The following is a 16,953-nucleotide window of genomic DNA, read 5'->3' on the forward strand; positions in this document are numbered from 1 at the left end:
GGAGTTCTGGTAATGAGTTCTGGCATCTCAAAGAACATTGGCATCTTAGGTGCCGGCCAGTTGGGTCGCATGTTAGCGCTGGCGGGCTACCCTCTAGGTAATCGCTTTACGTTTTTAGATACTACCGGCAACCCGAGCGCGGGGATTGGTGAGGTGATTGTCGACCCTGATAACCAGCGTTTGGCGGAGTTTCTCGATAAGGTCGATGTGGTGACCTACGAGTTTGAGCACTTGCCGGTTGAGCTGGTGCAGCAGATTGAGCAGCACAAACCGGTATACCCCAGCAGCCGCGCGATTGCGGTGTGTCAAAATCGTGTTGAAGAGAAAACCCTGTTTGATCGTTTGGGTATCCCCACGCCTGCTTACCGTGTGGTGGAGAGCGCAGAGCAGCTTGAAGCTGCAGCGGTTGAGTTAGGCTGCCCGGTGGTGGCTAAGTCGGTGACTGAGGGCTACGACGGCAAAGGGCAGGCGGTACTAAAAGCACCAGAGCAAGCGCATGACGCGTGGAAGGCTATTGGCCACCCGCAGCTGGTCGTTGAGGCCTTTGTGGATTTTGTGCGCGAAGTCTCGATGATTGCTGTGCGCGGCCGCGATGGTGAGGTGGTGTTCTACCCCATGGCAGAAAATCAGCACGTTGATGGTATTTTGCGTTACTCCGTTGCGCCACTGCCCGATTTAGACGCCAGCGTTCAGCAAACCGCCGATGGCTATATCCGTGCCTTGTTGGATGAATTGGACTACGTAGGCGTGCTGGCGCTAGAGCTGTTCCAAACCCGCGATGGTGGGCTGTTGGCGAATGAAATGGCGCCCCGCGTGCACAACTCTGGGCACTGGACCATGGATGGCGCGGTCACTAGCCAGTTTGAGAATCACCTGCGCGCCGTGCAGGGGTTGCCGCTGGGCAGCACTGAGGCGATAGCCCCTACCTGCATGGTCAATGTGATTGGCCGCGAAGGCGACAACGCTGCGCTGCTGGCGCTGGGGCATGCGCACCTTCACCGCTACGATAAACAAGAGCGTCCAGGACGTAAGCTGGCCCATGTGAACGTCGTCGCCGCTAACCACGCTGAACTGATTGAGAAGGTGCGTGCCTGCCAAGCGCTGATACCTGATGCCCCGCCCGTGGCGTGGAGTTTTAATATTTCTCAGTAAAAAAGCTTCTTTTAAAGCTTTTTTTACCAGCCGCCTAACTTCAGGCGGCTTTTTTATTAGCTCATAGGCTACTTTTATTTCGTAAACGTGCTAAAATAAACGTGTGAACATTGTTCGCACAAGCAAATAAGATTGGTTTATAAGCCGACATAAATACAGGGAGTTTGTATGCCACCCCCCAGCTTTTTAGCCACAACGGCTACGGCGTCTGGGCTGCGCAGTGGTTATCAGCGCGACCATCTTCTGACACAGCAGCGCTTACGCTGCGAAAAAGTACGTTTACTCTACGATAACCTGTGGCAGCCGGTGCTAAGTAGCGTGCTCGCGGGAGGACTACTGGTCGCCGCTATGTGGCCCGTGGTTAACGCTGTTTTACTGGTTGGCTGGTTTGTGACGCTTGCGGTCGTGTCCGGCTTGCGACTCTCATTGGCCTATCGCTTAAACAGCTGCCTATTACGCAGCAGCAGCGCCACCGCTGGCTGCGCTGGTTTGCCATGGGAGCAATTGCTGCTGGCTGTGTGTGGGGGGCCTCAGGGATACTGCTATTTAGCACGGAACACCCAGGACAAGTGGCGGCGCTTTCCATTGTATTAGCAGGTATTGCGGCAGGCGGCGTCACAACGCTCTCTTCGGTATGGTGGGTAGCGCTGGGCTTTGTGCTGCCCATTTTATTGCCATTAAAAATTCAGTTCATGCTGATGGGCACGTCTTTGTCGATTTTGATCGGCTTGATGCTCGTGCTGTTTTTAGCCCTAATTCTGATTGCCAGCCGGCGCTTTAGCTACACGACTCACGATAATATTGCTCTTCGAGTGAGCATGGCAGCACGGGAAGCGCAGCTGCAAGAGAGTGAGAATCGCTACCGCTCTATTTTCCACCATTCGCCATTAGGGGTGCTGCATTTTGATGCCCATGGCTGGATCACCGACTGTAACCATAAACTTCTAGAGATACTCGGCGTTGACCGTGCCCAGCTCATTGGTTACCGGATGCTGGCGCGCTCAGCGGATGGTGAGGTAGCGCAAGCAGTCAAGGATGCCCTGGAAAACGGCTCGGGGTATTACGAAGGTACTTTCCGCATGCCTAGCGCTAAAGAAGGCACCCCGCTCCGTGCTTTTTTTAACGGTGTGAATAGTGCCAATGATGAGCGCGTAGGTGGAGTGGCGATTATTGAAGACTTCACTGAGCGTAAACACAATGAGGCGATTATTTATCGCCAGGCGTTCTATGATGCGCTCACTGACCTGCCCAACCGCCGGTGCTTTATTGAGCGTTTAAAAGCGTTGTGCAATGAGCATGAAAGCGAGCAGCGTAGCGGCTTGGTGATGTTTCTAGATATGGATCGTTTCAAGCTGATCAACGACACCTTGGGCCACGCCGCTGGTGATGAGCTATTGGTACAGGTTGCTCGCCGCCTGGAGCAGTGCTTAAAAGAGAGCGATATGGCCGCACGTTTAAGTGGCGACGAGTTTGTATTGCTAGCACTGTTTGACGAGGTGGCCCCTAAGGCGCTGGAAGCCCAGGTAGAGCACTACATGCAAAACGTTCAGCAGAGTTTATCTGGCAAGTATCAGCTAGAGAATCGCGCCGTTGAGGTAACACCTAGCATGGGCTACACCTGCTTTAATGCGGCTAAGTGCGACCATGCTGAAGTGTTAAAAGAAGCTGATACGGCGATGTACCAAGCGAAAACCGAAGGTCGGGCGCGGCTAAAGCGCTACCAGCCCTGGATGCGTGATGAAGTAAACAAGCGTGTGGCTGAAGAAATTTCTAGCCTGCCAGCTGGCCGCTAAGCAGTAGCCACAGGGCAATAAGTGCAAAGTGCCCCGGGTACCAGGCTAGCCAGAGGCGTCGCGGCATGGCGAGCGCCACGGGTGGTACACGCTGTGCCGCGCCTGCGGCCAGCATGAGCACAACCACACAGGTAGCCACCGTGAACGACTTTGCCATGTCGGAGGCGTTCATCTGGCCTGCAATCCATAACACGGGAAAAGCAGCTAACCCCGCCCAAAGGCGTGATATTAGCGCATCGCGGGTTTCACTAAGCGCCTGCATAGCGAACATAAATAGCGGTATCAGCAGCAATCCGTTATGGCCATACTCCACCCAAAATCCTAGCAAGTACCAAGCGGTCACCCCAAGCCCAGCACCTAGCATCAGCCAGCCCAAACTAAGGGTTTGCTGAAGATAGTGTTGCCAGCCCTGGCGTACTAAAGCACCTAGGGCTAAACCGCTTGCCAAGGTAAAACAGACGTTAAGAATAAAGGCATCGGAGGCGCGCGGCATCATCATATAAGGCGCTTGAGCCGCTAGCCCAATAATTAAAATTCGCCAAGAATAGCGCAACGGGTTACGGGTGTTAAACAGCCCATGCCACGCCACCATGGCCGCAAATAGCGGAAAAGCAATGCGGCCAATAGACGAGCCTGCCCAGTCTAATTCCCATGCGCCGGGAAGCACATAGCGGGTGAGATGATCCACCGTCATGGTGAAAAGCGCGAGCCACTGCCCCCATGCGGTCCAGTGGGATGAAGGGCGAAACGTCTCAACGGTACCGGGCTCAGGTGATGAATATGCCGCCGTTTGTTCAGCCATGGTACCTCCTTGTAAGTGTCCATGCTGGAGTAAAGACCCGATTTGGCTGCGCAAGTTCGGTTTTTGTAACAGTGCTATTTGCTAGCGCACTTTACCATTGGATTCACTATCGTAAATCGGTTTGCCTAATGCCCATACTTGATCAATCGACCAGCGATTTTCAGCAAGCACGATAAAGTCAGCGTCAGCACCGGCGTGTAAGCGGCCTTTATGGGGCAATTTTAGTGCATCTGCGGCAGTCGTAGCAGCGCAGCGCAGCGCCTGTTCCATAGGAATGCAATGCTCGTTCACGCACTCGCCCAGTACGTCAAACAAACTGCTTAGTTTGCCGGGTTTTAAACCAATAAAACGGTGCTGCTTATCAAATTCTGGCAGCGAGGCATTGGCATCTGAAGAGAGACTTAGCTGGCTAGGCTCAATACGTGCTTTTAGTGCCCGTGCCACTGCCTCTGATGCAGGGACTTCGCCGCCCGCCAGCAATTCTGGTGTTGTGCTGGTGGTGAAGTCGATTCGGCCACCCTCCCGGGCAAAGCGTAGGCCATCTTCAAACAGAGTGGCGGTACGATTGATGTGAGTGGGGTAGAACTGTGAAAGCGGTATAGCACTATGCTTTGCCACTTGGCGAAGCGGCTCCAGGTGAGTGTCGGCGTCTCCGGTGTGAATAAACACAATGCCGGATTTTCCTGCCAGCAAGCCAGCGGTGCGGGCATCGGAGGCTAGCCGTGTTAGTTCGTGGGTGCTGGGCTGAGAGCCGCGATGGTCGCTAATCGCCACTTCACCTACGCCGATAAACTCTGGGATATAGAGAATATCGCTGGCAATCGAACCGGTAAGCGTTACCGGCGGCAGTTGGTAAGAGCCGGTATAGGCGTAGGTGGTCAAGCCGCCAGCGGCGAGTTCTCGGGCTTTGCCAATTAAGTTAGCCGGCGTGCGGGTTAGGGCATCGGTGCCTAGCGCGCCAATTAACGTGGTGACGCCTGATGCGCAGGCATCTTCTAAGCTAAGTTCGGCGGTGCGGTTGCCAAACCCACCTTCGCCGCCGCCACCAATATAGTGAACTAGCGGGTCAACCAGCCCAGGAATTACCCTGCGTCCTTCAAGGTCTATAGTGGCAATTAGCGCCCCTGCGTTTACTGGTTCAGCGGCATCCAATACTGCTGCGATACGCTGGTCGGCAATTAATAGGTGGCAAAGGCCGCGAGGTTCTGGCGTAAACAGCTGGGCGTTTTTAACAAGTGTCAGCATGTGTTTCCCGGGGGAATCAGCAGGTGGTGAATATGCGCCGACCAGTGGTCGGCGCAGAGATCGTGCCTATGAAAAGTGAGTACGAAGCGTATTTATAAACGCACATCGTAATTGAAGTAACGGCCCATGATTTCATCGTAGGTACCGTCTTCTTTGAGTGCGCTCAAGGCTTCATTGAAACGCTCTGCCAGAGCTTCGTCACGGGGACGGAAAGCGACGCCAACGCCTTTGCCAAAGATATGCTCTGGTTCTTTGATGAAATTACTGATGCGTTGGAAATCGCTCTCAGGTGTATCGATATCAATTGCTGCTTCGGCAATTGGGTAATCCATGAAGGTAAGGTCTAAGCGTCCGGCCAAAAGATCTGTGACGACATCATCCACACCCGTGTAGCGGCGGATTTCAAGCACGTCGCCATATAGCTCAGTGACATAGTTATCCTGTAGCGTGGCGCGCTGAACGCCTACTGTTAAGCCTTCAAGGCTGGCGCGGTCTTCAATATCAATGTCGTGTTCGTGGGTGGTAATCCAGGCGCTGGGCGTCGTGTAGTAAGGTTCAGAGAACAGCACCCGCTGGGCACGCTCATCGGTAATTGCCATAGAGGACATAATGGCATCGTAGTTACGGGCGAGCAGCCCAGGAATAATGCCGTCCCAGTCTTGCTCAACCCAGGTGCAGTTGGCTTCTAAGTAATCACAAACCGCGTTACCTAACTCAATTTCAAAGCCGGTAAGTGTCCCGTCTGCTTCTCGGTACATGAAAGGCTCGTAGGGGATGTCGACCCCAAGGCGAATATCTGTATAGTCACGCGCCACTGCAGTCGTGGTTACGAAAGACATAGAAACACCAGCCGCGAGCATAGCGGCGAAGGGTAGCGTTGCATAACGCATAGTAGTCTCCTGAAGCGATTTTTTTGATATTGATAATGGCATGCTTAGCGGTAATTCACGTTAGCTATAGTAGGGGAGTGCGCTAAGCGTAGAGTTGCTTTACGTTATTATTAACGTATAGCAAGGATCACGCGCAGGGGCGTGAGATGGCACGGGCGTGCCAAGAAGGGAAGGCTATTCGTCGAACCATTCGCTCAGGTAGAAACAAGCAATGTTGCCGCTAATTCCTGGGCGAAGTTTGCACAGTACTTGCGCTATAAAAAGAGAAAGAGGTGTATGCATGTTGGCCTCTGACGGTATAAGCCTCCCCAAGGCGGGGAGACTTATAAAACTCGCTAAAATTAATCTTCGCTGAAGTAACGCTCGAAGATTTCATCATAGGTGCCATCGTCTTTCAGCTCGGCGAGGGCGTCATTGAATTTTTCTGCCAGTGCTTCGTCGCGCTGGCGGAAGGCAATGCCAAAGCCGTCGCCAAAGTACTCTTTAGGCTCGCTGATGCGTTCGCCGACCACAACATAATCAGCATTATCGTTGTTTAGCAGCGTAGACTGGCCGATTGGGAAGTCTAGGAACACGATGTCCAGGCGCTGTGCCTGCATATCCAGCACCATGTCATCAGCGGTGGAGTAGCGGCTGATATTGGCAACACTGTTGAAATTATCGGTCACGAAATTATCTTGTAGTGTGCCGCGCTGAACACCAATGGTTTTACCCGCCAGGGTTTCTTCGTTAGCTTCGCTGATATCTAAGCTGCTGGGCGCGAACCAAGCGGAAGGCATCGTGATGTAGGGGTCAGAGAACAGCACCTGCTGGCGACGCTCTTCGTTAATCGTCATAGAGGACATGATCGCGTCATAGTTGCGCGACATTAAGCCAGGGATAATGCCGTCCCACTCCTGCTCGATCCACTCACAAGTGATGCCGATTTTCTCGCACAGGGCGTTACCAAGATCAATGTCGAAACCGGTTAGCTCGCCATCAGCGGTGCGGTACTCCATGGGTTCGTAGGGAACGTCAACGCCAATGCGCACGTGATCATAATTGCGCGCATGCGCAGAAGAGGCGGCAGCAATGGCGAGGCCAAGCACCGAAACAGTTAAGAGTTTTTTCATTTTTTTACTCCGTAGGTAACAGGTTCACGTGAAGTGATCCCTCTTAACGTACCCCAGGTTGAGGTTAACGGAAAGAGGGAGTTTTGTTCAGAACCAACGTTTGTTTGACGGTTGTTTTATTTTTATTTACAGCTGACGGCTTAGTTCGTTTGTGGCCTTAAGTGGGCCAGTAGCTTTTTCTCCAGAAAACGGAAAAAGTACAAAATTGCAAAAGTGAGGCAAAGGTAGATGGCTGCCACAAACAGAAAGGCTTCGAAAGGGGCGTAAAAGCGTGCGTATACAAAACGTGCAGCGCCGGTGAGATCCATCAGTGTGACAACGCTGGCAATAGCACTGGCATGCAGCATAAAGATCACTTCGTTGCCATACGCGGGCAGCGCGCGCCGAAACGCACTGGGCATAATAATGCGACGCATCATCAAACTTTGCGACATGCCGTAGGCCCTTGCTGCCTCAATTTCACCTTTAGACGTTGCCTTGATCGCCCCACGGAAAATCTCGGTGGTGTAGGCTGCGGTGTTAAGCGTAAAGGCGATTAGCGCGGGGTAGAACGCTTCTCGCAGAATTGGCCACAGGAATGTTTCTTGAATGCCGTCGATAAACACGACGCCGTAGTAAATGATATAGAGCTGAATTAGCAGCGGCGTGCCGCGAAACACATAGGTATACAGATAAACCGGCAGGCTGATCCACTTACGCTTAGAGCTGCGCATGATGGCCAGCGGCACCGCGAGCACTAAACCTGCTACCAGGGATAAGAAGACAAGCTGCGTCGTAGTGACCAGTCCTTCCCAGTAGTAGCCCAGCGTCGTGGGGGTGAAAATCAGATTGCCAGCGAGCAGGTCGTTGAACCACGCAGAAATATCTAGCATCTCACTGCCCCCCAAAGCCAATGTCGTAACGTTTTTGTAGCCGTGCGAAAATCCACTCGGACACGCTGGCAATGAGCAGGTAAACCGCCGCTACCGGCAGTAGAAACACAAAGGGTTCGTGGGTAGCTCGAGATGCCTCGGCGGCGACACGCACCATATCGCTTAAGCCGATAACAGAGACCAACGCGGTGGTTTTGAGCAGTACCATCCAGTTGTTGGAAAGCCCCGGCAGCGCGTGGCGCATCATTTGTGGAAAGCGGATGCGTCGAAAGACCAGCGCATTGCTCATTCCATAGGCTTTACCTGCTTCAATTTGGCCGTTTTCCACCGCCATAAAGGCGCCGCGGAAAGTCTCGCCCATATAAGCACCGAATATAAAGCCGATGGTAATTACACCTGCCGCGAAGGCATTGAAATTGATGTAAATATCAATGTCATAGTTGTAATACAGCGCGTCGCTGATGGCATTCACGCCGATTTGCCCACCGAAAAACAGCAGCATCATCAATACAAGGTCAGGAACACCGCGAATGACCGTGGTGTAGACCGTCGCCGTGCGGCGTAAAAACCAGTTGCGTGACATTTTGGCGGTAGCGGTAAACAGGCCAAGCACAATGGCCAGTATCAACGATAGCACCGCTAGCTGAATGGTGACGCCCGCCCCTTCGATCAGGCGGGGGCCGTAACCTTGCAAATCAAGCATAGTGTACGTGCCTCGCAGATCAATATTTGGGGGCTAGAAACTGTTTTAAGCGCGGCGACTGCGGGTTACCGAGTACTTCTGCTGGGGGCCCCGCTTCCTCTACTAAGCCTTGGTGGAGATAAACCACTTTGCTGGATACATCCCGTGCAAAGCTCATTTCGTGGGTGACCACTACCATGGTGCGCCCTTCCTCGGCCAAGCCGTGCATTACCTTCAAAACGTCGCCCACCAGCTCTGGGTCGAGGGCAGACGTGGGCTCATCGAACAGCATCACTTCTGGGTCCATGGCCAGCGCTCGGGCAATGGCACCGCGCTGCTGTTGGCCGCCGGACATTTGGGCAGGGTAGGCGTTTGCGCGTGCACTTAACCCAACCCGCTCTAGCAGCGCGTGGGCATGCTCAAGGGCCTCTTTTTTGGGCTTACCTAGCACGTGAATCGGCGCTTCGATAATGTTTTCGAGCAGTGTCATATGAGCCCAGAGATTGAAGCTCTGAAACACCATCGATAGCTTGGCGCGCATCTGCACCACTTGTTTCCAGTCTGCAGGCTCACGGCCATGTCGGGTGGTTTTGAAGAGGATCTGTTCGCCGTGGACAAACAACTCGCCTTCATCAGGCTGTTCCAGCAGGTTCATACAGCGTAAGAAGGTGCTTTTGCCTGACCCTGATGCACCAATGAGGGTGATCACGTCACCTTTTTGGGCTTCAAGGGAGAGGCCTTTAAGGACTTCAGTATCGCCAAAGCGCTTTTTTATATTACGCACTTCAAGGGGAGTAGGCGTATCAGCCATAACTTAGGCTCCAGTACAGGGTTGCCGCGGTAGCAACGAGTTTAAAACGCGTGCTTGGTAGGCGGCTGGCGCGAAAAAAGGGGCGATTCTATCAGGACTCTGCATGATACGCGTGTTTTATAAGATTGGCTTTTATCTTAACGCCTACCTGCCGGCCTGAAGTCACCTCTACGTTGTTGTTATCAAAGCTTTTTAAAAATATTTTGGTTGTGTGGTTAGTGGCTTTAAAGTGGCTTTGCCGGTTGGCAGGGCACCACAAGCAGCGCTGCCCGTGCGCCTATTTCTACGTTTGCATTGGGAAATACCACGCGTAGCGGCGTTTCTTCCACAATAAAATCACCGGCGGTGCTGTCTTGAGCAAGGCAGGTGCCTGGTTCAAAGCGGCTAAAATTGGGCACATCGTCGTCAAAACAGAGGGAGAATGTTTCTGACTGCCGCATTAGCTCGTGCTTTACTTGAAAAAACGTCATGGTATCAGCGGGTTGACGGGGCGGCTCATCACCACTGCCCAGCGCACAAATAAGCGTGAGCATAGGCTCAAGGGCGGCCATATCGTTTTGCCCAAACGGCGCCACACGTCCCAGCTCGAAGGTAAACGATTGGGCACTGTGGTAGTGCTTGCTGTAATGGGAAAACGTCCAGCTATGTTGATGCTGGTGCAATACCGCCTGCATATCCGCTGCGGCTAGCCACGCCCACTGGGTGGGTTCGGTAGGGCTCTCTGCGAAGGGCTCCACCACAAAGCGTGTAAAGAGGCTCTCTCTAATGGCGGTATGCAGGTCGTAATGCAGCGCTGGTAGCGCCTGATACCGGGCGTAAAAAGTGTCGACAGCTGCCATTAGCTCACGGGCGCGGTCGGGCTCGTCGCCTTGATCTTCCAAGTCCCGTTTAAATAAGCGGTTTAGATTAGTAGTAAGAAAGCGCTGCTGTTTTTTCAGGGCCGGTATATTGCCCAGTATCACCAGTGTTGGAGCACCTAACTGCACTGTGCTGGCTTCAAGGGCACATAGCCAGTTCCCGAGTAGCTCTACCGGCGCGGTTTCATTGCCATGAACCGCCGCTGAAAACACGCAGGCGTAAGCATTAGGGCGCACAACATCGGGTGTTAGCTCCAAAATGCCTGGCGCATGAAAGTCATAGGTACCGCTCGCAAAGCGACCCTTGCGAGGTGTGGGGCTTTCGTCGTCGAGCGTCCAGTCGAGCCATTGGCCTAGCATGGGAGGTTCCTTGGCATAGGGAATCAGCTTTTAAGATGCTCTACCTTTACCATGCATGAGCTTCGCCACAAGAGGATGCGTCGTTCGCATGAAAATGGCGGGTGCGAACATGAAAATGTGCGGGTAAAAAAGCGCTAATACCTACTCAAGTACAAGCGCTTGGGATAGCGATGGGCGAAGGCCTAATTACTCTGCACGTTGACGCTTCATTTCTGATTGGTATTCGCTCGCTAGCGCGGTTTTCTGCTTCTCTTGTAGGCCACGGCCTGCCAATTGGAAAACTTCCTGCTCTTCTTCGTCTAGGTGGTGGGTAACCAAGTGCTGAAGTTGCTTGGCGTGGGTTAACCAGTTGGTAGCGCTATAGTCGGTTGTATCTAAAAGCTCGATCAGCTCGTCAATTTCGTGGTGCTCGGCAACGCTATGGCGGGCTTTTTCCTGGGTGAGATCGATATCCATCATGGGTATATAGAGGGCACGCTCCTCAGCGTTAGCATGGTATTTCAATTCGGCGCGCACCTGCTGATAGAGCGTGTCGCGCTCTTCGCTATCGCCGTGAGTTTCTACTAGGCGAGCCAGTAAATCCCGTTGAATGTCGTGATCCTTGCGTAGGGCTTCAAAAATGGTCATTCCAGGCTCCTTGGATTAGAACGTTTGCGGGATGTTAAAAAGCTAGTGCTCAACCCTATAAAGCGCAAGGCGCTCACATCGATGAAATCGAAGGAGGACGTCGAAAACATTCGCTTTTTTCTACCTCACCCTGGTCTAAAGTGTAGCTAGCCTTTCAAAATCGTTTTCAGTCTGATTTTCGTAAGCCCGCTCAGGGCGGCCCATCGCAATGTAAAGGAGTGAACAATGACGAAAGTATTGGTGCTTTATTATTCTATGTACGGCCATATCGATACCCTAGCCGCCGCCGTAGCGGAAGGCGTTAAAGAGGTGGATGGCGTAGAGGTCACTGTTAAACGTATACCTGAGACGATGCCAGAAGATGCGTTTAAAAATGCTGGCGGTAAGCAGGATTTTACGACGCCTGAAGCATCCCCCCAGGAGCTTGCCGATTACGACGCGATTATTTTTGGCACCCCAACGCGGTTTGGCAACATGGCGGGCCAAATGCGTACCTTCCTTGATCAAACCGGTGGCCTGTGGGCCAAAGGCGCGCTGCGCGGTAAGGTGGCCAGTGTGTTCACCTCGACGGGTACCGGTGGCGGTGATGAGATGACCATTACCTCTACTTGGACCACCCTTGCCCACCACGGCATGGTGATTGTGCCGATTGGCTACGGTATTGAAGAGCAGTTTGATATTTCTAAAGTCAGCGGTGGCACGCCTTACGGTGCCGCTACCCTGGCTGGTGGCGACGGTTCCCGCCAGCCAGATGAGCGTGAACTTAAAATTGCTCGTTTCCAGGGCAAACACGTTGCCGGGATTGCTGCCAAACTGGCGAGCTAGCACTCACACGCTGATGCCCAGACAAGCCTCACTGCTGTTGCAGTGAGGCTTTTTTTAACGGCTAATACGCTCAGCAATGGCTTTACCCAGGCTTGCCGTGGTGCCTTGGCCGCCTACATCGCGGGTAAGCACTTGGCTATCGCCTTCGCTGAGTACCGCTTCAATGGCGCTTACCATGGCGTCAGCGGCCTCTTTATAACCTAGATGCTCCAGCATCATAGCGCCGGACCAGATCTGGCCAATAGGGTTGGCGATCCCTTTACCGGCGATATCTGGCGCGCTGCCGTGTACCGGCTCAAATAAGCTGGGGAACTTGCCTTCCGGGTTGATATTGGCCGAGGGAGCAATGCCGATAGTACCGGTACAGGCGGGACCAAGATCGGAAAGAATATCGCCGAATAGGTTGCTGCCGACCACGACATCAAACCAGTCTGGATGTAAGACAAAGTTGGCGGTGAGAATATCAATGTGGAATTTATCCACCTCAATATCCGGGTACTGTTTCGCCATTTCAGCAGCGCGCTCGTCCCAGTAGGGCATGGTGATTGAGATGCCGTTGGATTTAGTTGCGGAAGTAAGCTTTTTGCGCGGGCGGGTTTGGGCCAAATCAAAGGCATATTTCAGTACGCGGTCAACGCCAGTACGGGTCATCACCGTTTCTTGAATAACAATCTCACGCTCCGTGCCCTCAAACATTTTGCCCCCAATGCTTGAGTACTCACCCTCGGTGTTTTCGCGCACAACGTAGAAGTCGATATCGCCTGCATTGCGTCCTGCTAGCGGGCTTTTAATGCCGGGCATTAGCTTGCAGGGGCGTAGGTTAATGTATTGGTCAAACTGGCGGCGGAATTGCAGTAGGGATCCCCACAAAGAAATATGGTCGGGCACTTTGTCGGGCCAGCCCACGGCACCGTAAAACAGCGCGTCGAACTCTTTTAACTGCTCAAACCAGTCATCGGGCATCATTTTGCCATGCTCAAGGTAGTAGTCGCAGTTGCCAAATTCAAAGGTGGTGAGCTCAAGGGCGATGTTGAACTGCCTCGCAGCTGCTTCCAGGGCGCGTAGGCCCTCAGGCATTACTTCGGTGCCAATGCCGTCGCCAGCAATTACTGCAATACGGTGGGCCATGGAGACTTCCTTAGGTAATAAGCTATTAAGAGTAGACGATGAAAAATATCCTTATGGGAGATGAGTGTAGTACCTATGGCAGTAGAGATAATCAGGCTAAACTTCAATTTACTATTGCTTTAAAGTGAAGAATTGATGGCCCCATTAGATGACTTGGCTTTTTTTCAGCAGCTGGCGCGGGCAGGTAGCTTAACCGCCACTGCCCGTGAGTTGGGGCTTTCACTCTCGGCGGTGAGCAAACGGCTCAAACAGTTGGAAGGACGGCTTGGGGTGTCGCTTGCTGCACGCACCACACGGCGTTTAACGCTCACCGCCGAAGGCGAGCGTTACCTTTCACAGGGTGGGCTGATTCTGGAAGAGCTTAAGGAGCTGGAAACCGCCTTAAGCGATTCTACCAGCCAAATGCTGAGCGGACGGCTGCGGGTAAACGCTACTTTTGGTTTTGGTCGACGTCATATTGCACCGCTGCTGTCGCGCTTTAGGACTCAGAACCCAGGTGTCGAAAGCTGGCTGGAGTTGACCAATTTCCCGCTTAACTTGAGTGACCACGGCTTTGATGTAGGCGTACGAATTGGGGCGCCGCCAGACTCTCGCTTGGTAGCGCGGCGCATTTTGGCGAACCGTCGTGTGCTATGTGCATCGCCCAGCTACATTAAACGCATGCCGGGGTTAAACGTGCCCGCTGATCTTACTCAGCACAGCTGTTTGGTGATCCGTGAAAACGATAGCGATTTTCCGCTGTGGCGCTTTGAGCGCTGCGATTCTCCTGAGAATGTTCAATCCGTCAAAGTAAGTGGCCCGCTTGCCAGCAATGACGGCGAGGTGATTACCCGCTTAGCGCTTGATGGGCATGGTGTCATGCTGCGCTCTTGGTGGGATGTTAACGAGCACCTTGCCAGCGGGGCGCTTTTACCACTATTGCCAAGCTGGCAGGGGGTGCGGGCGGATTTCTATGCGGTATATGAGCACCGCCGCCATGTTCCTGCCCGCATCAATACCTTTGTAGCTTTTTTAGCCGACCAAATAGCCGGTCGGGTGCCTGCGTTGCCCCAAGGCTGAACTTATTAAGGCAGTACCTTTTAGCGCGGCGGGCAGTTTTGATCCTGCACGACGTCGATCAACTCATCGGTGGGGAAGTTAAGCTCGGCTGCCCGCTGGCGCAGGCTTTGTTCTAGCTCGTTATCGATTTGCGGTGTGCGAGCGAGAATCCAGAGATAGTTGCGGTTGGGGCCAGAGACCAGCGCCCACTGGTAGTCGTCATCCAGCTCAAGCACATTATAGCCACCGTAAAAGGGGCCAAAGAAGCTGACTTTAAGACGTCCAACGCTTTCGTCGTCAATAAAATAGGCGCGCCCTTCAGCTTCATTCCACTCTTGATCGTCTAGGTTATAGCCCCGGTTAATGACTCTTACGCCCCCGTCGCTACGCAGGCTATAGTCGGCGGTGACGCAGTCAAGACCACGTTCAAAAGAGTGATCCAGGCGCGCTATTTCATACCATTTGCCTAGGTAGCGGTTAAGTTCAAAGTCGGTTACAGGTTCGGTACCTGCAGGTATGCCGGTACAGCCTGCTAACAATAGGCTGCAACATGCAGCGATCCCTGGCTTTGCCGCAGCGTAACAGGCCGATTTAAGCATCATGCTCTCCTATTCATTTAACTTAAAAACGCTAACGCTAGCAGTGTCGAGGAGTAAGCGCCATGTCTACCGTCGTCTACACTTAACGGCAGCAGTGGCTTACCACTCATGCTCTTCGGCAGCACGACCAATAATTTTAACAACAAACAAGGAGTGTCTATGTGGCATCAGCAGGAGATCCATTTCCCAGAAATGCCGCGAGGCTTCCATCATGTGACCGATGATATTGCCAGGGCATTGCCCTGTTTGGCTGATTGCAGCCAAGGGTTGCTTCATTTGCAGCTTATGCACACTTCCGCATCGCTTACTTTAAATGAAAACACCGACCCTGATGTATGTCTCGATATGGATGCGTTTATACGCCGTTTGGTGCCCGATGGGCTGACTTATTTTCGTCATACGCTTGAAGGGCCAGATGACATGCCTGCCCATGTGGCGGCGAGCCTTTTGGGGACACAGCTTACCTTAGCTGTGCTCGATGGGCGTTTAGCGCTAGGTACATGGCAGGGTGTGTGGCTCGGAGAGCATCGGGAGCAGGGCGGTCCGCGACGTTTGTTGGTGACATTGACTGGATGTTCAGGTCAGTAAGGGTTTTCTTGCTATTTTTAGATTATTTTTCCAATTTTCTTGCCATTTTAGTGCAGCCGTGAAGAATGATGCGCCTTCATAGTTTCAAAAAGGCGTGTTTGGTATGGATTTTACTCTTCCTCCTCTGTTGACGGCGATGGTTGATCGCGGCAACGGACTGCTGTGGGGCAGCGTGCTGATTTATCTTTTGATCGGCGCGGGCCTCTATTTCACTGTGATGACCCGTGGCATCCAGGTGCGCTATTTCGGCCATATGTTCAAATTGCTGCGCACATCTCGCCAATCTAACGGTGGTATTTCCTCGTTCCAGGCGCTCTCCACCAGCTTGGCGGCACGGGTAGGTACCGGCAACCTTGCGGGTGTGGCGGTGGCTATTTACTTTGGCGGCCCCGGCGCGATTTTCTGGATGTGGATGACCGCCATGGTGGGTATGGCGACCAGCTTTGTGGAGTCTACCCTGGCTCAGGCATACAAAACCGACCACGGTGATAACACCTTCCGTGGTGGCCCTGCCCGTTATATTGAGCGCGGTCTTGGGTTACGTTGGCTAGCGGTGCTGTTTTCTATCTGCTTGATTATTGCCTTTGGGCTGGCTTTTAACAGTGTGCAGGCCAACTCTATTGCCCAAGCGATGGAGCAAGCTTTTGCAGTTCCCACCTGGGTGATGGGGCTGGTGTTAATGGTTGTGGTGGCACCGATTATTTTTGGCGGTTTGAAGTCGATCGCCAAAGTAGCCGAGCTGGTGGTGCCGCTAATGGCGCTGTTGTATCTGGTCCTTGCGTTGATTGTCGTGGCGCTGAATATTAGCGATTTACCCGCTGCCTTTATGACCATTATACAAAGCGCGTTTGGCTTGGAGCAGGCGGCCGGTGGCGCAATGGGCTACGCCATTTCTCAGGCGATTATGAACGGTATTCAGCGTGGTCTGTTCTCCAACGAGGCGGGTATGGGGTCGGCACCTAACGCGGCAGCTACCGCCAGCACACGGCCTAACCACCCCGCTGCCCAGGGGTTTATCCAAATGCTGGGTGTATTTTTGGATACGCTAGTGATTTGTACTGCGACGGCGGCCATTATCATTATGGCGGGGCCTGAGCTGTTAACCAGCGAAGAGAGTAACGGTATTCAGCTAACCCAGATGGCGCTTTCCAGCCACGTGGGTGAATGGGGCGGTATGTTTATTGCCGTGGCTATCTTGCTATTCGCGTTTACCTCGGTCATTGCTAACTACTCCTACGGTGAATCGAATATCGAGTACTTGGCAGGACGCCGGGCACCGGTCGCTGTGCTGATCTATCGCTTAGCGGTACTGGGTATGATTATGGTGGGTTCGGTGGCGAGTCTTGGTGCTATCTGGAACTTTGCCGACCTTTCCATGGGGATGATGGCGATCATCAACCTGGTGGCTATCTTACTGCTGTCGCCCATCGCGTTTGCGCTGTTCCGAGATTATGACGAGCAGCTTAAAGCGGGCAAAGAGCCGGTGTTCGACCCTAGCCGATTCCCAAAATTGGCTAACAAGGTAGACCCGAACGCTTGGCCGAAAAAGAAGTAACCTGATCTTAATGGTCG

General features: G+C 53.1%; 18 protein-coding genes. 7 read left to right on the forward strand and 11 right to left on the reverse strand.

What is annotated here, in order from left to right; all coding sequences use genetic code 11:
• Positions 1–12: 12 nt before the first annotated feature.
• The 3 genes from P8S54_RS16200 to P8S54_RS16205 all read left to right on the forward strand — a co-directional run bounded on the left by P8S54_RS16200 (position 13) and on the right by P8S54_RS16205 (position 2,945).
• Positions 13–1,152 (forward strand): 5-(carboxyamino)imidazole ribonucleotide synthase, encoded by a 1,140-nt coding sequence (locus tag P8S54_RS16200; RefSeq protein ID WP_281442568.1) that lies wholly within the window; start codon positions 13–15, stop codon positions 1,150–1,152.
• A gap of 168 nt (positions 1,153–1,320) precedes the next feature.
• Positions 1,321–1,746 (forward strand): hypothetical protein, encoded by a 426-nt coding sequence (locus tag P8S54_RS17240; protein WP_348651269.1) that lies wholly within the window; start codon positions 1,321–1,323, stop codon positions 1,744–1,746.
• A complete protein-coding gene (locus tag P8S54_RS16205) occupies positions 1,722–2,945 on the forward strand; it encodes a diguanylate cyclase (protein WP_348651270.1) in 1,224 nt (407 codons plus the stop codon). Before P8S54_RS17240 ends, P8S54_RS16205 begins: the two co-directional genes overlap by 25 nt.
• Here P8S54_RS16205 and P8S54_RS16210 read toward each other — a convergent pair.
• The 9 genes from P8S54_RS16210 to P8S54_RS16250 all read right to left on the reverse strand — a co-directional run bounded on the left by P8S54_RS16210 (position 2,923) and on the right by P8S54_RS16250 (position 11,203).
• Positions 2,923–3,747 carry a TraX family protein gene (locus P8S54_RS16210; RefSeq protein WP_281442569.1) on the reverse strand — a complete coding sequence of 275 codons (825 nt, stop codon included), beginning with the start codon at positions 3,745–3,747 and terminating at the stop codon, positions 2,923–2,925. The genes P8S54_RS16205 and P8S54_RS16210 overlap by 23 nt on opposite strands.
• 81 nt (positions 3,748–3,828) lie before the next feature.
• A complete protein-coding gene (iadA, locus tag P8S54_RS16215) occupies positions 3,829–4,992 on the reverse strand; it encodes a beta-aspartyl-peptidase (protein ID WP_281442570.1) in 1,164 nt (387 codons plus the stop codon).
• A 92-nt stretch (positions 4,993–5,084) separates the two neighbouring features.
• Positions 5,085–5,882 (reverse strand): transporter substrate-binding domain-containing protein, encoded by a 798-nt coding sequence (locus P8S54_RS16220; protein WP_281442571.1) that lies wholly within the window; start codon positions 5,880–5,882, stop codon positions 5,085–5,087.
• A gap of 341 nt (positions 5,883–6,223) precedes the next feature.
• Positions 6,224–6,994 carry a transporter substrate-binding domain-containing protein gene (locus tag P8S54_RS16225; RefSeq protein WP_281442572.1) on the reverse strand — a complete coding sequence of 257 codons (771 nt, stop codon included), beginning with the start codon at positions 6,992–6,994 and terminating at the stop codon, positions 6,224–6,226.
• 140 nt (positions 6,995–7,134) lie between these two features.
• The gene (locus P8S54_RS16230) at positions 7,135–7,866 is read right to left on the reverse strand and encodes an ABC transporter permease (protein WP_009097194.1); all 732 of its coding nucleotides are present in this window, start codon (positions 7,864–7,866) and stop codon (positions 7,135–7,137) included.
• 1 nt (position 7,867) lies between these two features.
• Complete coding sequence (locus P8S54_RS16235) at positions 7,868–8,569, reverse strand: ABC transporter permease (RefSeq protein WP_281442573.1); 702 nt, start codon at positions 8,567–8,569, stop codon at positions 7,868–7,870.
• Positions 8,570–8,588: 19 nt separating this feature from the next.
• Complete coding sequence (locus P8S54_RS16240) at positions 8,589–9,359, reverse strand: ATP-binding cassette domain-containing protein (RefSeq protein ID WP_281442574.1); 771 nt, start codon at positions 9,357–9,359, stop codon at positions 8,589–8,591.
• 224 nt (positions 9,360–9,583) lie between these two features.
• Positions 9,584–10,576, reverse strand: coding sequence for a succinylglutamate desuccinylase (locus P8S54_RS16245; protein ID WP_281442575.1), 993 nt, complete (start codon positions 10,574–10,576; stop codon positions 9,584–9,586).
• Positions 10,577–10,762: 186 nt separating this feature from the next.
• Positions 10,763–11,203 carry a hemerythrin domain-containing protein gene (locus tag P8S54_RS16250; protein WP_281442576.1) on the reverse strand — a complete coding sequence of 147 codons (441 nt, stop codon included), beginning with the start codon at positions 11,201–11,203 and terminating at the stop codon, positions 10,763–10,765.
• A gap of 225 nt (positions 11,204–11,428) precedes the next feature.
• On the opposite strand from P8S54_RS16250, the gene wrbA reads away from it, so the two are divergent.
• Positions 11,429–12,028, forward strand: coding sequence for an NAD(P)H:quinone oxidoreductase (gene wrbA / locus P8S54_RS16255; RefSeq protein WP_009097182.1), 600 nt, complete (start codon positions 11,429–11,431; stop codon positions 12,026–12,028).
• 54 nt (positions 12,029–12,082) lie between these two features.
• On the opposite strand, the gene P8S54_RS16260 is transcribed toward wrbA, so the two are convergent.
• On the reverse strand, positions 12,083–13,156 hold the full coding sequence (locus P8S54_RS16260; protein WP_281442577.1) for a tartrate dehydrogenase: 1,074 nt from the start codon (positions 13,154–13,156) through the stop codon (positions 12,083–12,085).
• Between the two features lie 135 nt (positions 13,157–13,291).
• Here P8S54_RS16260 and P8S54_RS16265 point away from each other — a divergent pair, with 135 nt between their 5' ends.
• Entirely contained in the window at positions 13,292–14,215 is a 924-nt protein-coding gene (locus P8S54_RS16265) for a LysR family transcriptional regulator (protein ID WP_281442578.1), read from the forward strand.
• A 20-nt stretch (positions 14,216–14,235) separates the two neighbouring features.
• Here P8S54_RS16265 and P8S54_RS16270 read toward each other — a convergent pair whose 3' ends face one another.
• Positions 14,236–14,793: a lipocalin family protein gene (locus tag P8S54_RS16270; RefSeq protein WP_281444122.1), complete on the reverse strand. Its 558-nt coding sequence runs from the start codon at positions 14,791–14,793 to the stop codon at positions 14,236–14,238.
• Between the two features lie 159 nt (positions 14,794–14,952).
• On the opposite strand from P8S54_RS16270, the gene P8S54_RS16275 reads away from it, so the two are divergent.
• Both P8S54_RS16275 and P8S54_RS16280 read left to right on the forward strand, forming a co-directional pair.
• Positions 14,953–15,381 carry a secondary thiamine-phosphate synthase enzyme YjbQ gene (locus P8S54_RS16275; RefSeq protein WP_281442579.1) on the forward strand — a complete coding sequence of 143 codons (429 nt, stop codon included), beginning with the start codon at positions 14,953–14,955 and terminating at the stop codon, positions 15,379–15,381.
• A 103-nt stretch (positions 15,382–15,484) separates the two neighbouring features.
• Positions 15,485–16,936, forward strand: coding sequence for an alanine/glycine:cation symporter family protein (locus tag P8S54_RS16280; RefSeq protein WP_281442580.1), 1,452 nt, complete (start codon positions 15,485–15,487; stop codon positions 16,934–16,936).
• Positions 16,937–16,953 lie beyond the last annotated feature (17 nt).

Origin of the sequence: Halomonas sp. M1 (assembly GCF_029581375.1) — a bacterium.
Lineage (GTDB): Bacteria > Pseudomonadota > Gammaproteobacteria > Pseudomonadales > Halomonadaceae > Vreelandella.

Coding starts and splice junctions, on each gene's coding strand:
- P8S54_RS16245 (WP_281442575.1), bottom strand. CDS start 10,576: ATGCTAGGCCAATGGCTCGACTGGACGCTCGACGACGAAAGCCCCACA.
- wrbA (WP_009097182.1), top strand. CDS start 11,429: ATGACGAAAGTATTGGTGCTTTATTATTCTATGTACGGCCATATCGAT.
- P8S54_RS16225 (WP_281442572.1), bottom strand. CDS start 6,994: ATGAAAAAACTCTTAACTGTTTCGGTGCTTGGCCTCGCCATTGCTGCC.
- iadA (WP_281442570.1), bottom strand. CDS start 4,992: ATGCTGACACTTGTTAAAAACGCCCAGCTGTTTACGCCAGAACCTCGC.
- P8S54_RS16260 (WP_281442577.1), bottom strand. CDS start 13,156: ATGGCCCACCGTATTGCAGTAATTGCTGGCGACGGCATTGGCACCGAA.
- P8S54_RS17240 (WP_348651269.1), top strand. CDS start 1,321: ATGCCACCCCCCAGCTTTTTAGCCACAACGGCTACGGCGTCTGGGCTG.
- P8S54_RS16240 (WP_281442574.1), bottom strand. CDS start 9,359: ATGGCTGATACGCCTACTCCCCTTGAAGTGCGTAATATAAAAAAGCGC.
- P8S54_RS16250 (WP_281442576.1), bottom strand. CDS start 11,203: ATGACCATTTTTGAAGCCCTACGCAAGGATCACGACATTCAACGGGAT.
- P8S54_RS16210 (WP_281442569.1), bottom strand. CDS start 3,747: ATGGCTGAACAAACGGCGGCATATTCATCACCTGAGCCCGGTACCGTT.
- P8S54_RS16280 (WP_281442580.1), top strand. CDS start 15,485: ATGGATTTTACTCTTCCTCCTCTGTTGACGGCGATGGTTGATCGCGGC.
- P8S54_RS16265 (WP_281442578.1), top strand. CDS start 13,292: ATGGCCCCATTAGATGACTTGGCTTTTTTTCAGCAGCTGGCGCGGGCA.
- P8S54_RS16200 (WP_281442568.1), top strand. CDS start 13: ATGAGTTCTGGCATCTCAAAGAACATTGGCATCTTAGGTGCCGGCCAG.
- P8S54_RS16275 (WP_281442579.1), top strand. CDS start 14,953: ATGTGGCATCAGCAGGAGATCCATTTCCCAGAAATGCCGCGAGGCTTC.
- P8S54_RS16220 (WP_281442571.1), bottom strand. CDS start 5,882: ATGCGTTATGCAACGCTACCCTTCGCCGCTATGCTCGCGGCTGGTGTT.
- P8S54_RS16270 (WP_281444122.1), bottom strand. CDS start 14,793: ATGCTTAAATCGGCCTGTTACGCTGCGGCAAAGCCAGGGATCGCTGCA.
- P8S54_RS16230 (WP_009097194.1), bottom strand. CDS start 7,866: ATGCTAGATATTTCTGCGTGGTTCAACGACCTGCTCGCTGGCAATCTG.
- P8S54_RS16235 (WP_281442573.1), bottom strand. CDS start 8,569: ATGCTTGATTTGCAAGGTTACGGCCCCCGCCTGATCGAAGGGGCGGGC.